Source organism: Aquimarina callyspongiae (assembly GCF_034322225.1).
Taxonomy (GTDB): Bacteria; Bacteroidota; Bacteroidia; order Flavobacteriales; family Flavobacteriaceae; genus Aquimarina.
The window spans coordinates 444982-461762 of the sequence record NZ_JAXLPA010000004.1 but is presented as its reverse complement, the minus strand read 5'-3'; the positions used below and the strand labels follow the sequence as shown (position 1 = coordinate 461762).

At 32.8% G+C, this 16781-nt stretch carries 15 protein-coding genes; all 15 read right to left on the bottom strand.

The features are described 5' to 3' along the window. Positions 1-176: 176 nt before the first annotated feature. Complete coding sequence (locus U0D62_RS18635; RefSeq protein WP_322288842.1) at positions 177-1382, bottom strand: cytochrome P450; 1206 nt, start codon at positions 1380-1382, stop codon at positions 177-179. Beyond that, complete coding sequence (locus tag U0D62_RS18630; protein WP_322288841.1) at positions 1361-1591, bottom strand: acyl carrier protein; 231 nt, start codon at positions 1589-1591, stop codon at positions 1361-1363. Before U0D62_RS18630 ends, U0D62_RS18635 begins: the two co-directional genes overlap by 22 nt. Before the next feature lie 137 nt (positions 1592-1728). Beyond that, positions 1729-2352 (bottom strand): WbqC family protein, encoded by a 624-nt coding sequence (locus U0D62_RS18625; RefSeq protein WP_322288840.1) that lies wholly within the window; start codon positions 2350-2352, stop codon positions 1729-1731. Between the two features lie 46 nt (positions 2353-2398). Then, complete coding sequence (lepB, locus tag U0D62_RS18620; RefSeq protein ID WP_322288839.1) at positions 2399-3967, bottom strand: signal peptidase I; 1569 nt, start codon at positions 3965-3967, stop codon at positions 2399-2401. Positions 3968-4020: 53 nt separating this feature from the next. Continuing rightward, complete coding sequence (gene dapB, locus U0D62_RS18615; RefSeq protein WP_322288838.1) at positions 4021-4719, bottom strand: 4-hydroxy-tetrahydrodipicolinate reductase; 699 nt, start codon at positions 4717-4719, stop codon at positions 4021-4023. Between the two features lie 49 nt (positions 4720-4768). Then, positions 4769-5359 carry a DUF5683 domain-containing protein gene (locus U0D62_RS18610; protein ID WP_322288837.1) on the bottom strand — a complete coding sequence of 197 codons (591 nt, stop codon included), beginning with the start codon at positions 5357-5359 and terminating at the stop codon, positions 4769-4771. Further along, positions 5349-6266, bottom strand: a complete 918-nt coding sequence (locus U0D62_RS18605) for a ParB/RepB/Spo0J family partition protein (RefSeq protein ID WP_322288836.1) — start codon at positions 6264-6266, stop codon at positions 5349-5351. The genes U0D62_RS18610 and U0D62_RS18605 overlap by 11 nt, the downstream gene beginning before the upstream one ends. 6 nt (positions 6267-6272) lie before the next feature. Then, the gene (locus U0D62_RS18600; protein WP_322288835.1) at positions 6273-7037 is read right to left on the bottom strand and encodes a ParA family protein; all 765 of its coding nucleotides are present in this window, start codon (positions 7035-7037) and stop codon (positions 6273-6275) included. Positions 7038-7174: 137 nt separating this feature from the next. Beyond that, on the bottom strand, positions 7175-10027 hold the full coding sequence (locus U0D62_RS18595; protein WP_322288834.1) for a M16 family metallopeptidase: 2853 nt from the start codon (positions 10025-10027) through the stop codon (positions 7175-7177). Between the two features lie 221 nt (positions 10028-10248). Continuing rightward, a complete protein-coding gene (locus U0D62_RS18590) occupies positions 10249-11130 on the bottom strand; it encodes an SDR family oxidoreductase (RefSeq protein WP_322288833.1) in 882 nt (293 codons plus the stop codon). Between the two features lie 79 nt (positions 11131-11209). Then, positions 11210-13342 (bottom strand): methylmalonyl-CoA mutase, encoded by a 2133-nt coding sequence (scpA, locus tag U0D62_RS18585; RefSeq protein ID WP_322288832.1) that lies wholly within the window; start codon positions 13340-13342, stop codon positions 11210-11212. Between the two features lie 127 nt (positions 13343-13469). After that, positions 13470-14102 (bottom strand): hypothetical protein, encoded by a 633-nt coding sequence (locus U0D62_RS18580; RefSeq protein ID WP_322288831.1) that lies wholly within the window; start codon positions 14100-14102, stop codon positions 13470-13472. A gap of 206 nt (positions 14103-14308) precedes the next feature. Continuing rightward, positions 14309-14953: a hypothetical protein gene (locus U0D62_RS18575; protein ID WP_322288830.1), complete on the bottom strand. Its 645-nt coding sequence runs from the start codon at positions 14951-14953 to the stop codon at positions 14309-14311. 64 nt (positions 14954-15017) lie between these two features. After that, entirely contained in the window at positions 15018-16397 is a 1380-nt protein-coding gene (locus U0D62_RS18570) for a methylmalonyl-CoA mutase subunit beta (RefSeq protein WP_322288829.1), read from the bottom strand. After that, positions 16390-16743: an FtsB family cell division protein gene (locus U0D62_RS18565; RefSeq protein ID WP_416135554.1), complete on the bottom strand. Its 354-nt coding sequence runs from the start codon at positions 16741-16743 to the stop codon at positions 16390-16392. Before U0D62_RS18565 ends, U0D62_RS18570 begins: the two co-directional genes overlap by 8 nt. Positions 16744-16781 lie beyond the last annotated feature (38 nt).

The following is a 16781-nucleotide window of genomic DNA, read 5'->3' as shown; positions in this document are numbered from 1 at the left end:
ACTCCACAAGTATATAGTAAAAGAATAAACTTGTGATTAAAAGTGCTTTCCATCTATTCTCCTTAGAAAAAAATGAGATTAAGATCAAGGAGAAAAGTATATATATAAAAATGAATAGTAAGTTGAACTCTACCATTTAGTTTCCTTTAGGAGAAATTAATTCTTAGCAGTTCTTTTTAATGCGCTACTACTTTAGATTCAATTTTTAATGAATTAACTGTTCTCATAAAGATTTGTCTTGCCCAAGTTATTTGCTGGGTATCGGTTATTGTAAAATCTTTTAAAAATTCTATCATAGGTTTTAAGCAATATCTCATTTCCTGTCGTGATATGAGTGCTCCTAAACAAAAGTGATTTCCTCCACCAAAGGCTAAATGCTCATTTGGATTTCTATCTGGGATTATTTGGTCAGGGTTTACAAATGTTTCTGGATCACGATTAGCACTAGCTAAACAAAGGTATAGTTTAGAGTTAGCTGGAATACATATTCCGTTGTATTCTAATGGTTCTTTGTTAACTCTTATGGTATATTGTAATGGAGAAGAAAATCTAAACAATTCCTCTATTAAAAGGTTTAATCTTTTGGTGTCATTTTGCAGTACGAAATTGATTAAATTAGATTCTTTTAGGATTTCAAATAAAGCCATAGTCAAGTTGTCTTTTGAGGTTTCAAATGCCGCCATAACGGATACAGACAAAATTGAATATATATCTTCTTCAGAGTATTCTATCCCCAATTGTTTTCCATTGGATATAATATTGTCTTTATATGTTGAATCTGAGAAGATATTTTGTCCCCATAAAAACCATGAGTTTATTTCTTGGTATACTTGCTTTGGAACATATATGTCTTGGCTTTTAGCAAGCATATTTGAGTATTTTTTAACTTTTTCGAAACTCTCATAATTTGTGAGTCCAAAAAGCTTTTCTGTGACCAGAAAGATAAAGTAAGAACAGTAACTTACTAAATCTAGTTCCCTCGAGTGTTTATATTTTTGATGTAAAATATCAATGGATTCTTTTATGATAACACTCAGGTCAAATTCTTTAAAAGATCGGCCCATTACAGCTCTCATATCTTTATGCTGTTCACCATTTAGATACATTGTCCACTTTTTAGTTCCTTTGGATAAATAAGGACACGCATCAGAATTCTTAAAAATATATGGTTCTTTTTCTTTGAAATAATCACTGAGTTCTGATGTTTCTAAATCATTGGATCTAAGTATTGTACTGATATCTTCATGACGAAAAAAAATCCACTCGTTGTGAACACCTTTATGTATAGGATTTTGTTCTCTGCATTCTTTTAAATGCAGATACGGGTTTTCAAAATAACCTTTAGTATATGGATTCCATATTATTTTTGATTCTCTATCCATGAAACTAACTTGTTGATCGTATTATATTCTGAAAATAGTGTTGGGTCTATTTCCCCTATATCTAGTAATGATTCAAGATCAAAAGCTAAGGTTAAAGTAGAAAGAGAATCCATGTTGAAATCAATAAATTCTGCATCGCAAGATACATCTTCAATAGATAGATCAGTTTCTTCAGCTATTTTTTCCTGTAGCCAGAGTTTGGTATTCATAGGTAAAGATAATTAGGTTTTTAATTTTGTTATAAGGTCCGAAGATATTTAAATACTTATAAACAAAAAAATATTTTGAAATAGGAAAGAGAAAACAATTTTAAATATTACAATATCCTTATTTAATGAAGGAGGCATCAGAAAATTGGCTGATTCTCAAGATACGTCAAAGCATTGGTGCCTTCATTAAATAATAAATCCAAAATACATAGATTAGGAATGAATCCGTGTTTCTCTGAAAATACCTGGATATAAGATTCTAACTTCAGATTTTTTTCTTTTTTTGCATTTACTAATCCTCTCAGATCATTTGAATCTTCGGTTTCTTTGAGGTACGTGTTTGTTTTTGAGTATGAACAATCAAGCTGCAAACAATCAAAAATGACTTGCATACACTCATAATTGAAATCCAATAAAAATTCTCGACGTTTTTCGAATAAATGAATCAATTCATCCTCATAATATTCAAAAAAAGGAGAGGTTCTATATGCTGCTTCCAGTGATTTCCAATGTAAGGATTGCCATTCAAAATCATTTTCTATTCGTACGTCTTTATATAGTTGACGATCCTCTGTTTTTACATGTTTAATAGGAATGGTGAGTAAAAGCTTACCGTTAGCACCATATATATAAGAACGATTACGATAGGTCTGTTTCTGATAGTTATCTTCATTCTCAAAAACAATACTATCAGACTTTGCGATAGCACTGTATTGTACTATCGACCCAAAATACATAGGATGGAGTAGGGTAGTTGTCATTTTAAATAATTATTCTAGGCAATATGAGTTAGTTAAGCATTTCTAATTAGCTTTTCTTTCTCTTTTTATATTGGCCATAACCAATCCAACCAACTACTAAGATTAAGAAATAGTAAAAATAAGATACAGGCTTTCCGTTTCCTCCTACGGTCGTAAATAATCGATCCCATCTAATCTTATTAAAAATACCCTTAGCATTGGTATCCCAACTAAACCATACAAATACTGGCTTTCCTACGATATGATTGGCGGGAACATATCCCCATGCACGACTATCCTCACTATTATGGCGATTGTCACCCATCATCCAATAATAATCTTGTTTAAAAGTATAGCTGTCGATAGGTTTTCCGTTTAGAAGTACTTGTGTTCCGTTTGCAGTTAATTCATTATCGATTCCCATTTCAGAACCTTCATAGACTTCTATGATTCTACGATATAAAGCAAAACTTTCTAAATCCATTTTAACGGTCTTTCCTTCTTCAGGAATATAAATAGCTCCAAAATTATCGACATTCCAATTTACCTTTCCATTATTTGGGAAAATACCAGGTCCTTTTACACCTTTAGGGGTGATAATTCGTTCAATGCTAGATACATTAGGGTGATTTTTGAATCTTTTGGCAGCGTCATCCGTCATACCTGCAGAACTAAACTGTCGTTCATTATATCCAAACTCATTGGGTTTTATCTTATATTGACCATATAGATATTCTAGATTGAAATTTTTCCCCTTAGTATTACCTAAATAAGAAAATTGCAATTGCGCTCGATCAGGGAGCTCATTTTTCTTACCGTTAATATGCACATATCCATCAATTACTGAAAGTGAATCTCCTGGAACTCCAACACAACGTTTTACGTAATTGGATTTTTTGTCAATAGGTTTATAATGATATTTACCGTCTCCATACTGTTGGAAAGCATTTACGGTATCTACTGGCCAGCTAAATACTACAATATCATTTCTTTTGATTTTTTGAAATCCTGGTAACCTGAAATATGGATATTGAGGAGTACTGGTGTATGATTTCTTCCTAATAACCGGTATCGTATCATGAACCATAGGAAAAGAAACAGCAGTCATTGGCGTACGAGCTCCGTAATGAAATTTACTTACAAAAAGAAAATCTCCTACCAATAAAGTTCGTTCAAGAGATCCTGTAGGGATCGTATATGGTTGCATAAAGTACGTATGTACAATGGTTGCAGCTACTACAGCAAAAACTATAGAGCTAACCCATTCTCCAGTGGATGTTCTGGGTTTAAGGCTTCGTTCTTTTATGTGAGTAACATCAGTCATATAGTTAATATAAAAGATGTAAAAACCTAATGTTACAATTACAAGAATGGTATCATTCCTGGAGTTTCGGCCAAAACTTCTTATAGTTTCTACCCAAATCACAGGCAACATAATTACATTAATTACCGGAATGAATAGTAAAATTACCCACCACCAAGGGCGATTGATAATTTTCATTAAAACTACAGCATTGTATACAGGAATAAGAGCTTCCCAAGCTTTTCTACCAGCTTTAACGTATAATTTCCAGGTTCCAAGGAAATGTATTGCTTGTAGTATCAGAAAAAAAATAAACCATTCAGTAAGTGTCATTCTTAATATATTTTTAAGTATAAGTCATCTTTCCTAAGAAAGTGTTACATTTTTTATAACCCTAAAACATCTTTCATGGTAAATACACCTTTTTTACCGTGTAACCATTCAGCAGCTACAACGGCTCCCAGAGCAAAACCACTTCTATTATGTGCGGTGTGTTTTATCTCGATATCATCGACTCCTGATGTGTATGTAACCGTATGCGTACCAGGAATATTTTCTATTCTTTTAGCATGAATAGGAATCGTATTGTCATCTCCATTATCTAATTGCCAGGCTTTTTTGTCAGAGTTTTCTATAATTCCTTCTGCAAGAGTGATTGCGGTACCACTTGGAGCATCTAATTTTTGGGTATGATGAATTTCTTCCATAGTTACAGAATATCCTTCAACTGGGTTCATCATATTCGCCAGTTTTTTGTTCAACTCAAAGAAAAGATTAACACCTAAACTATAATTAGAAGCATAGATAAAACCACCTTGCTTTTTATCACAAAGCGCTACAATCCCTTCATAATATTGAAGCCATCCGGTAGTCCCAGAAATGACAGGAACCCCAGCATTAAAACAATTGGTTATATTATTTACAGCTGCTGACGGAATACTAAAGTCAATCGCCACATCAGCAACAGAAACATCGTAATCTTTGTCATCTTTATCAACTTTAAGTACAATGGTATGTCCTCGTTCTATTGCAATTTTTTCTATGGTTTTACCCATTTTGCCATATCCTAGCAGAGCGATATTCATATAATGTGTGGTTAGTTGTATTTAGTATTAAAGTTTTTTAAATAAGTAATTAAAAGCTATAGCTTAATGATAAGCCATAGTTAGGTTTGATATTAAATTCGTCAAAATCTATTTTTGGCCTTAATGATAAATCATCTGTAACGTTATATTGCTGTAAATGAGCTGTTACATTAGCATCTACTATGTTTAAAACATATAGACCTACCGTAATTAGCAAAGATAATTCCTGATCTCTTCTAAAACGTCTTTGCAAATCTATCAATTGATCATCTGTTAAATTAGGAAATTCCAGATCGTTTGGATCTGTACCCGCTAATCTAGCTTTATAGATATCTCTAAATCTGTTGTATTTATTATTGTTATCAATGTAAAAATAAAGCCCTGTTCCTATTGCACCATATACGATAGGTATTTTCCAGTATTTACCTGTGTATGCTTGACCAAGTCCAGGAAGTACAGCCGAATAAAACGCTGCTCTGGCAGGAGCTAATGGTTCATAAGGTCTTAGCTTTTTTTCTTTTTTCTTTTTTACAGCTACTTTTTCTGTAGCTACTTTTAACTCTTCATTATCTTGTGAGATTATATGTTGAGTATAAAAAAATGAGAAAAAAACAATAATATAAAAGGATTTAATCTTCACTGCTAATAAGTTTCTTTAATCGTTTAAAATCTTCTTCAGAAGAAAACGGTATGATTAGCTTTCCGCTTCCGCGGTCAGAAACCTTAACATCAATTTTTGCACCAAAATATTCAGAGAAATCTTTGATTCCTTTGGCAATATGTCTTGGTACTTGTTTTGTTGATTTTTCTTTAACTGTTTTGGTTTCTACCTCTTCTTCTTTGTTGTTTAAAGACCTAACTAAACTCTCAGTGTTACGAACGGATAAAGAATCACCTATTATTTTTTCATAAATATCTAATTGCTGCTGCTGATCCTGTACATTGATCAGCGCACGACCATGTCCCATTGAAATAAATCCATCTCTTATTCCTGTTTGAACAATAGGATCTAATTTTAATAATCTTAGATAATTTGCTATGGTAGATCGTTTTTTACCTACTCGATCACTTAATTGTTCTTGAGTAAGGCTAATCTCATCGATAAGACGTTGATAAGACAATGCAATTTCTATAGGATCTAAATCCTGGCGCTGTATATTTTCTACTAAGGCCATTGTTAATGACTCGTTGTCATTAGCAATTCTTATATACGCAGGAACGGTTTCTAAACCAGCAATTTTAGCTGCACGATAACGACGCTCACCACTTACTAATTGGTATTTGTCAAAATCTAATTTTCGAACAGTTATAGGTTGTATAACTCCGATTTCTTTTATAGAAGTAGCTAATTCTCTTAAGGTTTCATCATTAAAACTAGTACGAGGCTGAAATGGATTAACATCAATACTTTTCAACTCTAATTCTATGATATTACCAACTACTTTATCTGCATTTTTATCTTCTGCAGATTTAATATCATTTTCGGGATCTTTTAATAATGCAGATAACCCTCTACCTAATGCTTGTTTTTTTGTTGCCTTCGCCATGAATCCTTAACTATTTTTCTTTATAATTTCGTGCGCCAAACTTAAGTAATTACTAGCTCCTTTACTAGCAGCATCGTAGTTAATTATACTTTCTCCATAACTAGGTGCTTCACTTAAACGTATATTACGCTGAATGATTGTTTTAAAAACCATTTCATTAAAATGCTTTTGCACTTCTTCTACAACCTGATTAGATAATCGCAATCTAGAATCATACATGGTAAGAAGAAGTCCTTCTATGTCCAATTGTTGATTATGAATTTTTTGAACACTTTTGATAGTATTCAATAATTTACCTAATCCTTCTAAGGCAAAATATTCACATTGAATTGGGATGATTACAGAATCTGATGCCGTTAACGCGTTAAGGGTTAGTAACCCAAGAGAAGGAGCACAATCGATTAACACATAATCGTATTGAGATTTGAGCCCTTCGATAGCGTTTTTTAACATATACTCGCGTTGATCTTTATCAACCAATTCAATTTCTATAGCAACCAAATCTATATGTGCAGGTATAATATCTACATTTGGAGAGTTAGTTTCTATAATTGCTTCCTCTGGTTTTATCGTGTGCTCCAGGATCTGATAGGTACCTTTTTCAATGCTTTCTACATCCAAACCAAGTCCGGAGGTTGCATTAGCCTGGGGATCGGCATCGATTAAAAGTACTTTTTTCTCTAAAACTCCTAGAGAAGCTGCTAAATTTACAGAGGTAGTGGTTTTGCCTACACCACCTTTTTGATTGGCAATTGCTATTATTTTACCCATATGGGGAGATTTGGTTTACAGCGATAAAAATACAATTAATTATACATTATAAAAATGAAAAATATTAACATTGGTTCATAAAAAAAGGCTATCAATCCTGATAGCCTTTTATATATACCCTGAAAGCGATTTTTGTATTATTCTTTTTCTGGCATAAGAACACCTAATATGTATCCTTGATCTAAATATTTCTTAGCTACTTTTTGAATATCATCTTTTGATAAGTTATTAACCATTTCTGTATAACTTTCAGAATTTTCCATGGATTCACCATTGAAATCTGCTTCTCTTAAGTTGTTAAGCCAGAACCTGTTTTGCTTGCTTTTTTCTTTATAATCCAAAAGCCTTGATTCTTTTATTTTTGCTAAATCTTTATCAGTTGGACCTTCAGTAATAATCTTTTTTACTTCTGCGATTGCAGCGTCTGTTAACTTTTTTACATTTTCTGGTCCACAAGGAAATCCAATACTAAAACGATAACCACTGTATGATAGCTTATTAATGTTCCCTCTGGCACCAACTCCATATACACCACCTTCTTCTTCACGAAGTTTTTCGATTAATTTGATAGTTAAGATTTCTCCTAAACCTTCAAATGCTAAATCTTCAGCCTTGCTATACTCTGTTTCACCTCTCCATATAATGCTAACAGTGCTTTTAGGATCCTTTCCTTTATAAACTGTTTTTTCATGGGATCCAGATAGAGGTCTGAAATCTGATACTTTGTATGTTTCACCTTTTCCGGTATCAGGTAAACTGGCGATATATTTTTTTGCGTATTCTTTTAATTTAGCTTCGTCGATATTACCAACGAAATAAAAATTAAATCCTCCGGCTCCTGCAAATCTTTCTTTGTATTTTGCATAAGCTAATTCATAATTAGCAGCATCTAGTTTTTCTGGAGTTGGAAATCCTGAATATCTCGGGTTTCCTTCATTCTGGAATTTTCCAAATTCGTTTCTAAAATAGTTTTGTGGATTTGATAAGTAGTTGGTAAGAAAGCCTTTTTGCTTTTCAAGATCAGATCTAAAAGCTTCTTCATCTTTATTTAGATCCGTAAAATATAAGTAAACCTGTTGGAACAAAGTTTCTAAATCTTTAGGGGTCGTAGAACCATTAAATCCTTCTGAAATTCCAGCAATATATGGTCTAACTCTAACAATTTTACCTGACATGACCTTGTCCATATCATTAAGAGAAAGACCTCCTAATCCAGTTTGAGGCAAGCTTCCGTTTGCAAAAACAGTTTGTAAATAATCTTCATTTGTATATAAAGAGCTTCCTCCGTAACTAAAAGCGGTAAAAAGGATTTCATCATTTTTAAAATCTGTTTTCTTATAAGTTACTTTGGCACCATTATTCAATTCTAAAACCGTAACCCCAAGTTTTTCATTAGGTGTTTCATTAATGATTTTACCTGCTACTGGCATTTTCTCGATTAAATTTTCACGAACTTTTTCGTCTTTATAATCTTCAATTTCAGCACTTTCTACTTCTTTTAATAATGCAAGTATTTCTTCTTTTGAAACTTGTTTTAATCCTTCTTTTTCTGGACCAGTCATTACTACAGCACGATTGTCATCGTGTAAGAAATCTTTGATAAGGCCATTTACTTCTTCTAAAGTGATATTAGGTAATTGAGAAGTAGTGTACTTGTATTCCCATTCAATGCCAGGAATAGGTTCTTGGGTTAGGTAGTTACTTATATATTCCCCAATAATCCTATTAGATTCTCTTTTATCGCGATCTTTATATTGTTTATCCCAGCGCGCAAGAATATCTTTTTTTGCACGATCTAATTCTCCAGACTTGAATCCATAAAGTTGCACTCTTTTATTCTCTTGAAGGATAATTTTTAGCGCATTAAGTTGTCCTGTTTCTGGTGTCATTGCGAAGGATTGATATGCTTTTCTATTACGAGCAAAAGTTCCTCCGTGGCTACTAAAAGCAAATACAAATGGAGGATTGGGTTTGTTTGTTAACTCACCGAGTCTATTGTTCATCATTTGACTAAATAATCCTTCTATCAATTGATCTCTATAATCAGCAACTGTTGCCATAGGTTTTGACATCTCTCTATCCTTATAAATTAACCTCACAATTGAATTAGAGGCTTCTTTATCTGATACAACAGCAACTAAAGTTTCTGTATGGTTAGGAGTGTCAAAGCTTTCTCTTTTTTTAGGATTTTCAGGCATTTTTAAGCCGCTAAAATGATCCTTTATTTTCTTTTCTAAGGTAGCAACATCTAGATCTCCTACTGCAACTACAGACATTAGATCTGGACGATACCAATCACGATAATAACTTCTTACATCCTCATATTTGAAGTTTTCGAGGCTTTTTTTGGTTCCGATAGGTAATCGTTCAGAATACTTAGAGTTATAGGCAATTAAAGGTAAGTATTTCTGAAGCATACGCTGTTCTGCTCCTTGTCCAAGACGATACTCTTCTAAAACAACACCTCTTTCTCCGTCAATAGCGTCTTCAGTAAGTTCTGCGTTGTGAGCCCAATCTTCTATAATTTGAAATCCTTTTTCTAATTTTTCAGGATCATCACTTGGGATAGGAAGGATATATACTGTTTGATCAAAACTGGTATACGCATTAAGGTCGGCTCCAAATTTGACTCCAATACTTTGAAGATAATCAATCAGATCGTTCTTTTTGAAGTTTTTAGTACCATTAAAATTCATATGCTCCATAAAATGAGCCAGACCAAGTTGATTTTCGTCTTCAAGAATAGATCCTGCATTAACGACAAGTCTTAATTCTACTTTGTCTTCTGGTTTACCATTATTACGAATATAGTAGGTTAGTCCGTTATCGAGTTTTCCAACTTTTACATTAGGATCAACAGGAATCTGACCTTCGTTTATACTTGTTGAAGTCTCAAGTTTTTTGTCTGGAGCTTTTTGAGCGTATGATACTAGTGGAATAGTACATAGAAAAGCCCCAATAAATGTTTTGAAAATTGTTTTCCTTTTCATTGACGGATAGTGTTATATGAGTTATTATGTGTTTTTAATCATCTCAAAAATAGTTAAAACTTATAACTTTCAACTATTTTTTTAGTTGAAAGTGTTTTTTCGAGATGTCGAATTTCAGAGAAACCAAGCTTTTTCTGAAATGTAATTCGTTTTGTTTAATAAAAAAACTGAATATCAATTAATTGATATTCAGTTTGTATGATTTGTTTTATAAGATAAATTTATTTCTTGTTTTTAGAGCGAATTGTGGCTTCAAGCATATCCCACATTTGTTCAGGAACTTGCTCTAACATATTAAATTCTCCAGCACCTTTAAGCCATTCTCCACCATCTATCGTTACCACTTCACCATTCATATACGCAGAAAAGTCTGAAACTAAGTATGCAGCTAGGTTTGCAAGTTCTTGATGTTCACCAACACGTCCTAGAGGCACTTGTTTAGTGATATCAAGTTTTTCTTTTAAATCTCCTGGCATCAATCTATCCCAAGCTCCTTTAGTAGGAAAAGGACCCGGAGCAATAGCATTAAAACGCATACCATATTTTGCCCATTCAACAGCCAGAGATCTAGTCATAGCAAGAACACCAGCTTTGGCGGTTGCACTAGGTACTACGTATGCAGAACCTGTCCAGGCATATGTAGTAACAATATTAAGTACTACGGTATTTTGATGTTTTGTGTCTATCCAGTGTTTTCCAAAGGAAAGCGTACAATTTTTAGTTCCTTTAAGAACTATATCTATGATTGTGTCAAAGGCATTAGCAGATAAACGTTCTGTAGGTGAAATAAAGTTTCCTGCAGCATTATTTAATAATACATCAATAGTTCCAAATGCCTCAATGGCTTGGTTTTTCATTGTTTCTACTTGATCATAGTGGCGTACATCGCACTGTAAAGGCAAACAGGTTCCTCCTGTTTCTTCTTCAAGTTCTTTGGCAGTATTTTGTAATTTTTCAAGATTACGAGATGTTATTGCAACTTTAGCACCTAGTTCAAGAAAATATTTAGTCATTGCTTTTCCTAAACCGCTACCTCCACCAGTAACTACGATGTTTTTTCCTTCTAGTGCTCCATCTCGAAGCATTTTACCTGTATGATTCATAATTTTATGGTATTATCAATGTTTGGGGAAAGTTACAACTATTACTGTAAAAAACTATGCATGCATAGTTTTTTATTTTCTATTCAAATGTAGAAATCAATATTTCTAAAATGGTTATGGCGGCATCACTAATTTTGGTTCCTGGTCCAAAAATAGCTACAGCACCTGCGTCAAAAAGAAAATCATAATCATCGGGCGGGATGACTCCGCCTACAATAACCATAATATCTTCTCTTCCGTATTTTTTTAATTCTTCTACTATTTGAGGGACCAACGTTTTATGACCACCTGCAAGTGAAGATACTCCAACTATATGAACATCATTTTCTACAGCTTGTTTGGCAGCTTCAATTGGAGTTTGAAATAAAGGTCCTATATCGACATCAAAACCTACATCTGCATAACTGGTAGCAACTACTTTTGCTCCACGATCATGACCGTCTTGCCCCATTTTAGCAATCATAATTCTAGGCCTTCGACCTTCTAGATCTGCATACTGATTGGCTAATTCTCTTGCTTTATTAAAAGACTCATCATTTTTTATTTCTTTAGCATACACGCCGGTAAATGATTTGATTTCTGCTTTATATCTTCCGAATTCTTTTTCCAGGGCATCACTAATTTCACCAAGAGTAGCTCTTAACCTGGCAGCTTCTACTGCTAAAGCTAATAAATTTTGATTAGTATCTACTGCTCCTTTGGCTAAATTCGTTAAAGCTTCTTGTACTTTTTGTTCGTCTCTAGAGGCTTTTACTTTGTTAAGGCCTTCAATTTGTTGAGTTCGTACCGCTTGATTATCTACTTTTAATGTACTAATAGCTTCTTCTTCTTCAAGCTTATACTTATTAACTCCTATAATGACGTCTTGTTCGCTATCTATCCTGGCTTGTTTACGAGCTGCAGCTTCTTCAATCCTCATTTTTGGGATTCCGGCTTCGATCGCTTTGGTCATTCCACCTAATTCTTCTACTTCTTCGATAAGCTTCCAGGCTTTTTCTGCAATATCATTTGTTAAGTTTTCAACATAATAACTTCCTGCCCATGGATCTACCGTTTTAGTGATTTGAGTTTCTTCCTGTAAATAGATTTGAGTATTTCTTGCAATTCTAGCTGAGAAATCTGTTGGGAGTGCAATAGCTTCGTCTAAAGCATTTGTATGTAAGCTTTGAGTTCCTCCAAATGCTGCTGCACTAGCTTCTATACAAGTACGGGCAACATTGTTAAAAGGGTCTTGTGCTGTAAGGCTCCATCCACTGGTTTGACAATGTGTACGAAGCATTAATGATTTAGGATTTTTTGGATTAAATTGTTCAATGAGTTTTGCCCATAGCATTCGAGCTGCACGCATTTTTGCAATTTCCATAAAATGATTCATACCTATCGCCCAAAAGAAAGATAGGCGAGGAGCAAAAGCATCAATATCCATTCCTGCTTCGATTCCTTTTCTGATATATTCTAATCCATCGGCAAGTGTATATGCCAATTCTATATCACAAGTAGCACCTGCTTCTTGCATATGATATCCCGAGATACTAATAGGATTAAATCTTGGCATATTCTTAGAACAATATTTGAAAATATCACTAATGATACGCATAGAAGGAGTAGGAGGATAGATGTAGGTGTTACGAACCATAAATTCTTTAAGAATATCATTTTGGATGGTTCCTGAAAGTGAGTTTTTCTCAACACCTTGTTCTTCTGCAGCAACAATGTAAAATGCCATAATTGGTAAAACGGCTCCATTCATTGTCATAGAAACGGACATTTTGTCGAGAGGTATTTGATCAAAAAGAACTTTCATATCTTCGACAGTATCAATGGCTACTCCAGCCATACCTACATCACCAAAAACACGTTCGTGATCACTATCATACCCTCTATGAGTTGCAAGATCAAAGGCAACGGATAATCCTTTTTGCCCAGCCGCAAGATTACGACGATAAAAAGCATTACTTTCTTCTGCAGTAGAGAATCCAGCATATTGTCGTATTGTCCAAGGTCTGCGAACATACATAGTTGAGTATGGACCTCTTAGATATGGAGGGATTCCTGAAGAAAAATTCAGATGTTGTAAATCACTATTATCAAATTGAGTATAGGATGATTTTATATCGATACCTTCTGAAGTATTTAATACAGAAACTTCGGATTTGCTATTAGATATCGTTTTTTTAGATAGTTGGATATTCTTTATATCTTTTCTACTCATTACTTAAGGCCCTATTTTTTTTTCAGAATAAAAAATTAACAAGACTGTAAAATTAAGGTTTTAAAAATGATTTTTATTGAAAAAAATAGATTCTAGTCCTCTTTTTGATGAGAATTATTTAAAATTTTTATCCAAATGCTTTTTCAATCACCATTAATATAGAAAAGTAAATGTCAAAGGCTATAAACTTTTTGATCTCAATCGTTTTAAATTCTTTATCAGTAATGTAATAAAGTTTTTGTGCAGTTAAAGAGGTACTAATATTACCATCACTTTCTAAGGCACTAATGATTTCTTTAAAATCATCACTTTCGCTGGTGTTTTTTAAACACTGAATAAAACCACCTCGATAATTAAATATTAAAATTTCTTCTTCATTCTTTTTAGAATATGTTGAAGGATATGGTTTTCTTCCGGCTTCTTGATTTTCATATTCGCTTAGACGCACCCATAGGGATTTTTTATCATTAGCGATTTTTTTAAATTCTCTAGTCAGTTGAATTGAATTATCTGATGGAAGCTTTCTGAGGTTTACAGATAGACTTGCTACTTCTGCCAGAAAGGTTCTATAAGTTTTTATAGAATCATTACCGAATTTGTAATAGTTAAACAAATCCTTTTCGAAAGAATCGTAGGCTTTTTTTATAATACCGGTTTTATCTACACTTAGACAAATATGGTCCGACTGAGCGTATAACACGTGTGTTAATAAAAATACAAACAACGTACTTATAACTCCAGACCTAATCTTATGGGGCATTGATTAAGATTTAGTAATGTTAGTATTTATTCAAGGATTGTAGCAATAAATTTATGAATTACAATTTAATTATTATTGTGTTTTCCGTTTTTTTTTAACAAAATAATTATTTTTATTATGATTTTGTTAACATTTGTGATTACTGCTAATTTCTGTTTTTGTAGTGTTTATAGGGTTTTATAGAGGTTTTGAGGAGAGAAACAGTTTTATTTAAAAGCCTTCTCTATTACAAGTAAAATTGAGTAAAATATATCAAATGCGATAAAATTCTTGACTTGAGGAGTGTTAAATTCCCCATCAGGGAGGTCATGTAACCTCTGAGCAATAAGAGATGGACTCACGTTTCCGTCTAATTCTAAGGTGTTTATAATGTCAATAAACAGTTCACTATCACTATTATTTTTAAGACATTGAATAAACCCTCCTCTATAGTTGAAAGTCAAAATTTCTTCTTCACCATCTTGAGTCGTTTTCTGAATATTTGTACCATCAGAAGCAACCATTTCTTCACCATATTGACTTAATAAAACCCAAAGAGAATTTCTGTCAGTGGCTCTTTTTTTGAATATTCTTGCTAATTGAATTGAATTGTCTGAAGGTAGTTTACGTAAGTTGATTGATAATGTATACACTTCATTTAAAAATGTTCTATACGTTTTAACTGTATCGTTTTCAAAGTTGTAATGAGTAAAAAGATCTTTTTCAAAAGAAGCAAATGACTTTCTTAACAGACCTGCATTGTCAATGCTCAGGCAATCAAACTGAGGATTGTTAACCTGTGAATAGCTTACTACTGAAGTACATAAAATCATGCAAGCTAATAGAAACGTATGTTTAATCTTTTGGGGCATTTAGATTAAATATATTAGTTATTTAAAGTGCTTTACTTTCAGTAAGTTACAAAAAAAAAGTGGATTATGTTAAATTTTTTACGGTTTTTTGCTCGATTTGTTGCGGTAATCTTCTTGTTATGATAGGTGCTAATATTGTTTTTCTGGCCTTTTTCTCGGGAAAAGGAGGTTTTTCAAACCTAGGAATTACTTCTTCAGTATTTTGATATTTGTTAGATCCTGTAAGAACGATTTTCTCTGCATCAAAAAGCTCTTGTTCTTTATCGGCGCTTTCTTTTATTTTTTTCTGAATGATGCCAGATTTGAGCTGATGTAGGAAACCACCGCCTTCTTCTATGTTTTTAAATAGTGATAATGCTTTTTCGGCTAACTGATCGGTTAAGCTTTCTATATAGTAGGCTCCTGATGCGGGATTACTAACTAAACCAAAATAACTTTCGTTTTTGAGAATTAATAATTGGTTAAGAGAAATCCTTGTACCGAAATCATTATCAAGATTATAAATAGCATCATAGGGTACATTATATATAGTATCTGCACCACCTAGAATTGCACTCATACATTCAGTAGTTGTACGAAGCATATTTACATTATAATCCAGAATGGTTTTATTGCGATAAGATGGAAATGCGAGAATATGACAATTTTTCTGAATACCATATTCTGCTGCAAGAGTATTCCATAATAATCGTAATGCCCTAAGTTTTGCAATTTCGAAAAAATAATTACCTCCAATTGCTACTTTGAATACTACCGGAGAATTTTTAAAAGGGTTTACCTCTTTTGTATCAAAATGATTTAAATATTCATTTATATGCGCTATACCATATGCTAATTGTTGTACCATAGTGGCTCCTGCATTTTGATATAAACCACAATCGATACTTATGATGCTTTTTAAATGAGAACTCTCATTGGTAAGTAATTCTAAATTAGTATGATCTTCTTTCAGGTTTTTAAACCAATTACCTGTTTGAGATAAATTACCTATAATATCTGTTAAAACCCAAATTTTTAAATCATCGTTCTTAGCAATAGTATTTAATTCTTTATTGTAAGCAGAAGATAGAAATTCTGTTTGAACAAAAAGAGGAATCTCCTTTGGTAAATTTTGAAATAGAGTGGGTAAAGAAATATTTTGATTAGTAATAACAAAATAAATACTTTCTACTCCTTTTTTGATAAGGTCCAGCGCTTTTTTATTTCCTTCACCGGCTTCATTAACCAATACACGGTGAGCATTTTTCCAAGAAGTAGGATGTAATTGAGTGATATCTATGTTTGTAAGATCGTCTTGATTATAAAAAGGTTTTATGTCAATACCTTCTAAAGACTTAAATATTAAAGCTTCATTATAATCAGCTCCTTTTAGGTCAAATTGAATTTTCTGTTTCCATTGTTTAGTAGAAACTTCATCAAAATTATCAAATAAGGGTTTAGTCATCTTTTTTAGTTTTAGGAATGCTATCTTCGTATTCGATGATATAAATCTCTTCATTATCACGCTTCATGAAATATTCCTCTCTCGCAAATTTTTCGAGTTCGTTACTATCCTTTAATACTTTTATATCTTTTTGATCTTTTACGATCTCTTTAATATAGTATTCTTTGTTATTTTTTAGTTCTTGAATTTCTTGATCCAGTTCTCTATGAATGAGCCAAGAGTTAGTATCCAGAAATAACATCCATATTACAAATACTAATATGATAAGTACATATTTATTTAAAAATATGGCAAATATCGGAATCAGCGCCGGTTTGTTTTTTAGTTTCTGAAAATAGCTTCGCAGTTTCAATCTATGTGAGAATAATATTGGTTGTAAAGGTA

Bases quoted from the DNA above. Each gene is read 5' to 3' on its own strand.
- U0D62_RS18635 (WP_322288842.1), bottom strand. From the start codon at position 1,382: ATGGATAGAGAATCAAAAATAATATGGAATCCATATACTAAAGGTTAT.
- U0D62_RS18630 (WP_322288841.1), bottom strand. From the start codon at position 1,591: ATGAATACCAAACTCTGGCTACAGGAAAAAATAGCTGAAGAAACTGAT.
- U0D62_RS18625 (WP_322288840.1), bottom strand. From the start codon at position 2,352: ATGACAACTACCCTACTCCATCCTATGTATTTTGGGTCGATAGTACAA.
- lepB (WP_322288839.1), bottom strand. From the start codon at position 3,967: ATGACACTTACTGAATGGTTTATTTTTTTTCTGATACTACAAGCAATA.
- dapB (WP_322288838.1), bottom strand. From the start codon at position 4,719: ATGAATATCGCTCTGCTAGGATATGGCAAAATGGGTAAAACCATAGAA.
- U0D62_RS18605 (WP_322288836.1), bottom strand. From the start codon at position 6,266: ATGGCGAAGGCAACAAAAAAACAAGCATTAGGTAGAGGGTTATCTGCA.
- U0D62_RS18600 (WP_322288835.1), bottom strand. From the start codon at position 7,037: ATGGGTAAAATAATAGCAATTGCCAATCAAAAAGGTGGTGTAGGCAAA.
- U0D62_RS18595 (WP_322288834.1), bottom strand. From the start codon at position 10,027: ATGAAAAGGAAAACAATTTTCAAAACATTTATTGGGGCTTTTCTATGT.
- U0D62_RS18590 (WP_322288833.1), bottom strand. From the start codon at position 11,130: ATGAATCATACAGGTAAAATGCTTCGAGATGGAGCACTAGAAGGAAAA.
- scpA (WP_322288832.1), bottom strand. From the start codon at position 13,342: ATGAGTAGAAAAGATATAAAGAATATCCAACTATCTAAAAAAACGATA.
- U0D62_RS18580 (WP_322288831.1), bottom strand. From the start codon at position 14,102: ATGCCCCATAAGATTAGGTCTGGAGTTATAAGTACGTTGTTTGTATTT.
- U0D62_RS18575 (WP_322288830.1), bottom strand. From the start codon at position 14,953: ATGCCCCAAAAGATTAAACATACGTTTCTATTAGCTTGCATGATTTTA.
- U0D62_RS18570 (WP_322288829.1), bottom strand. From the start codon at position 16,397: ATGACTAAACCCTTATTTGATAATTTTGATGAAGTTTCTACTAAACAA.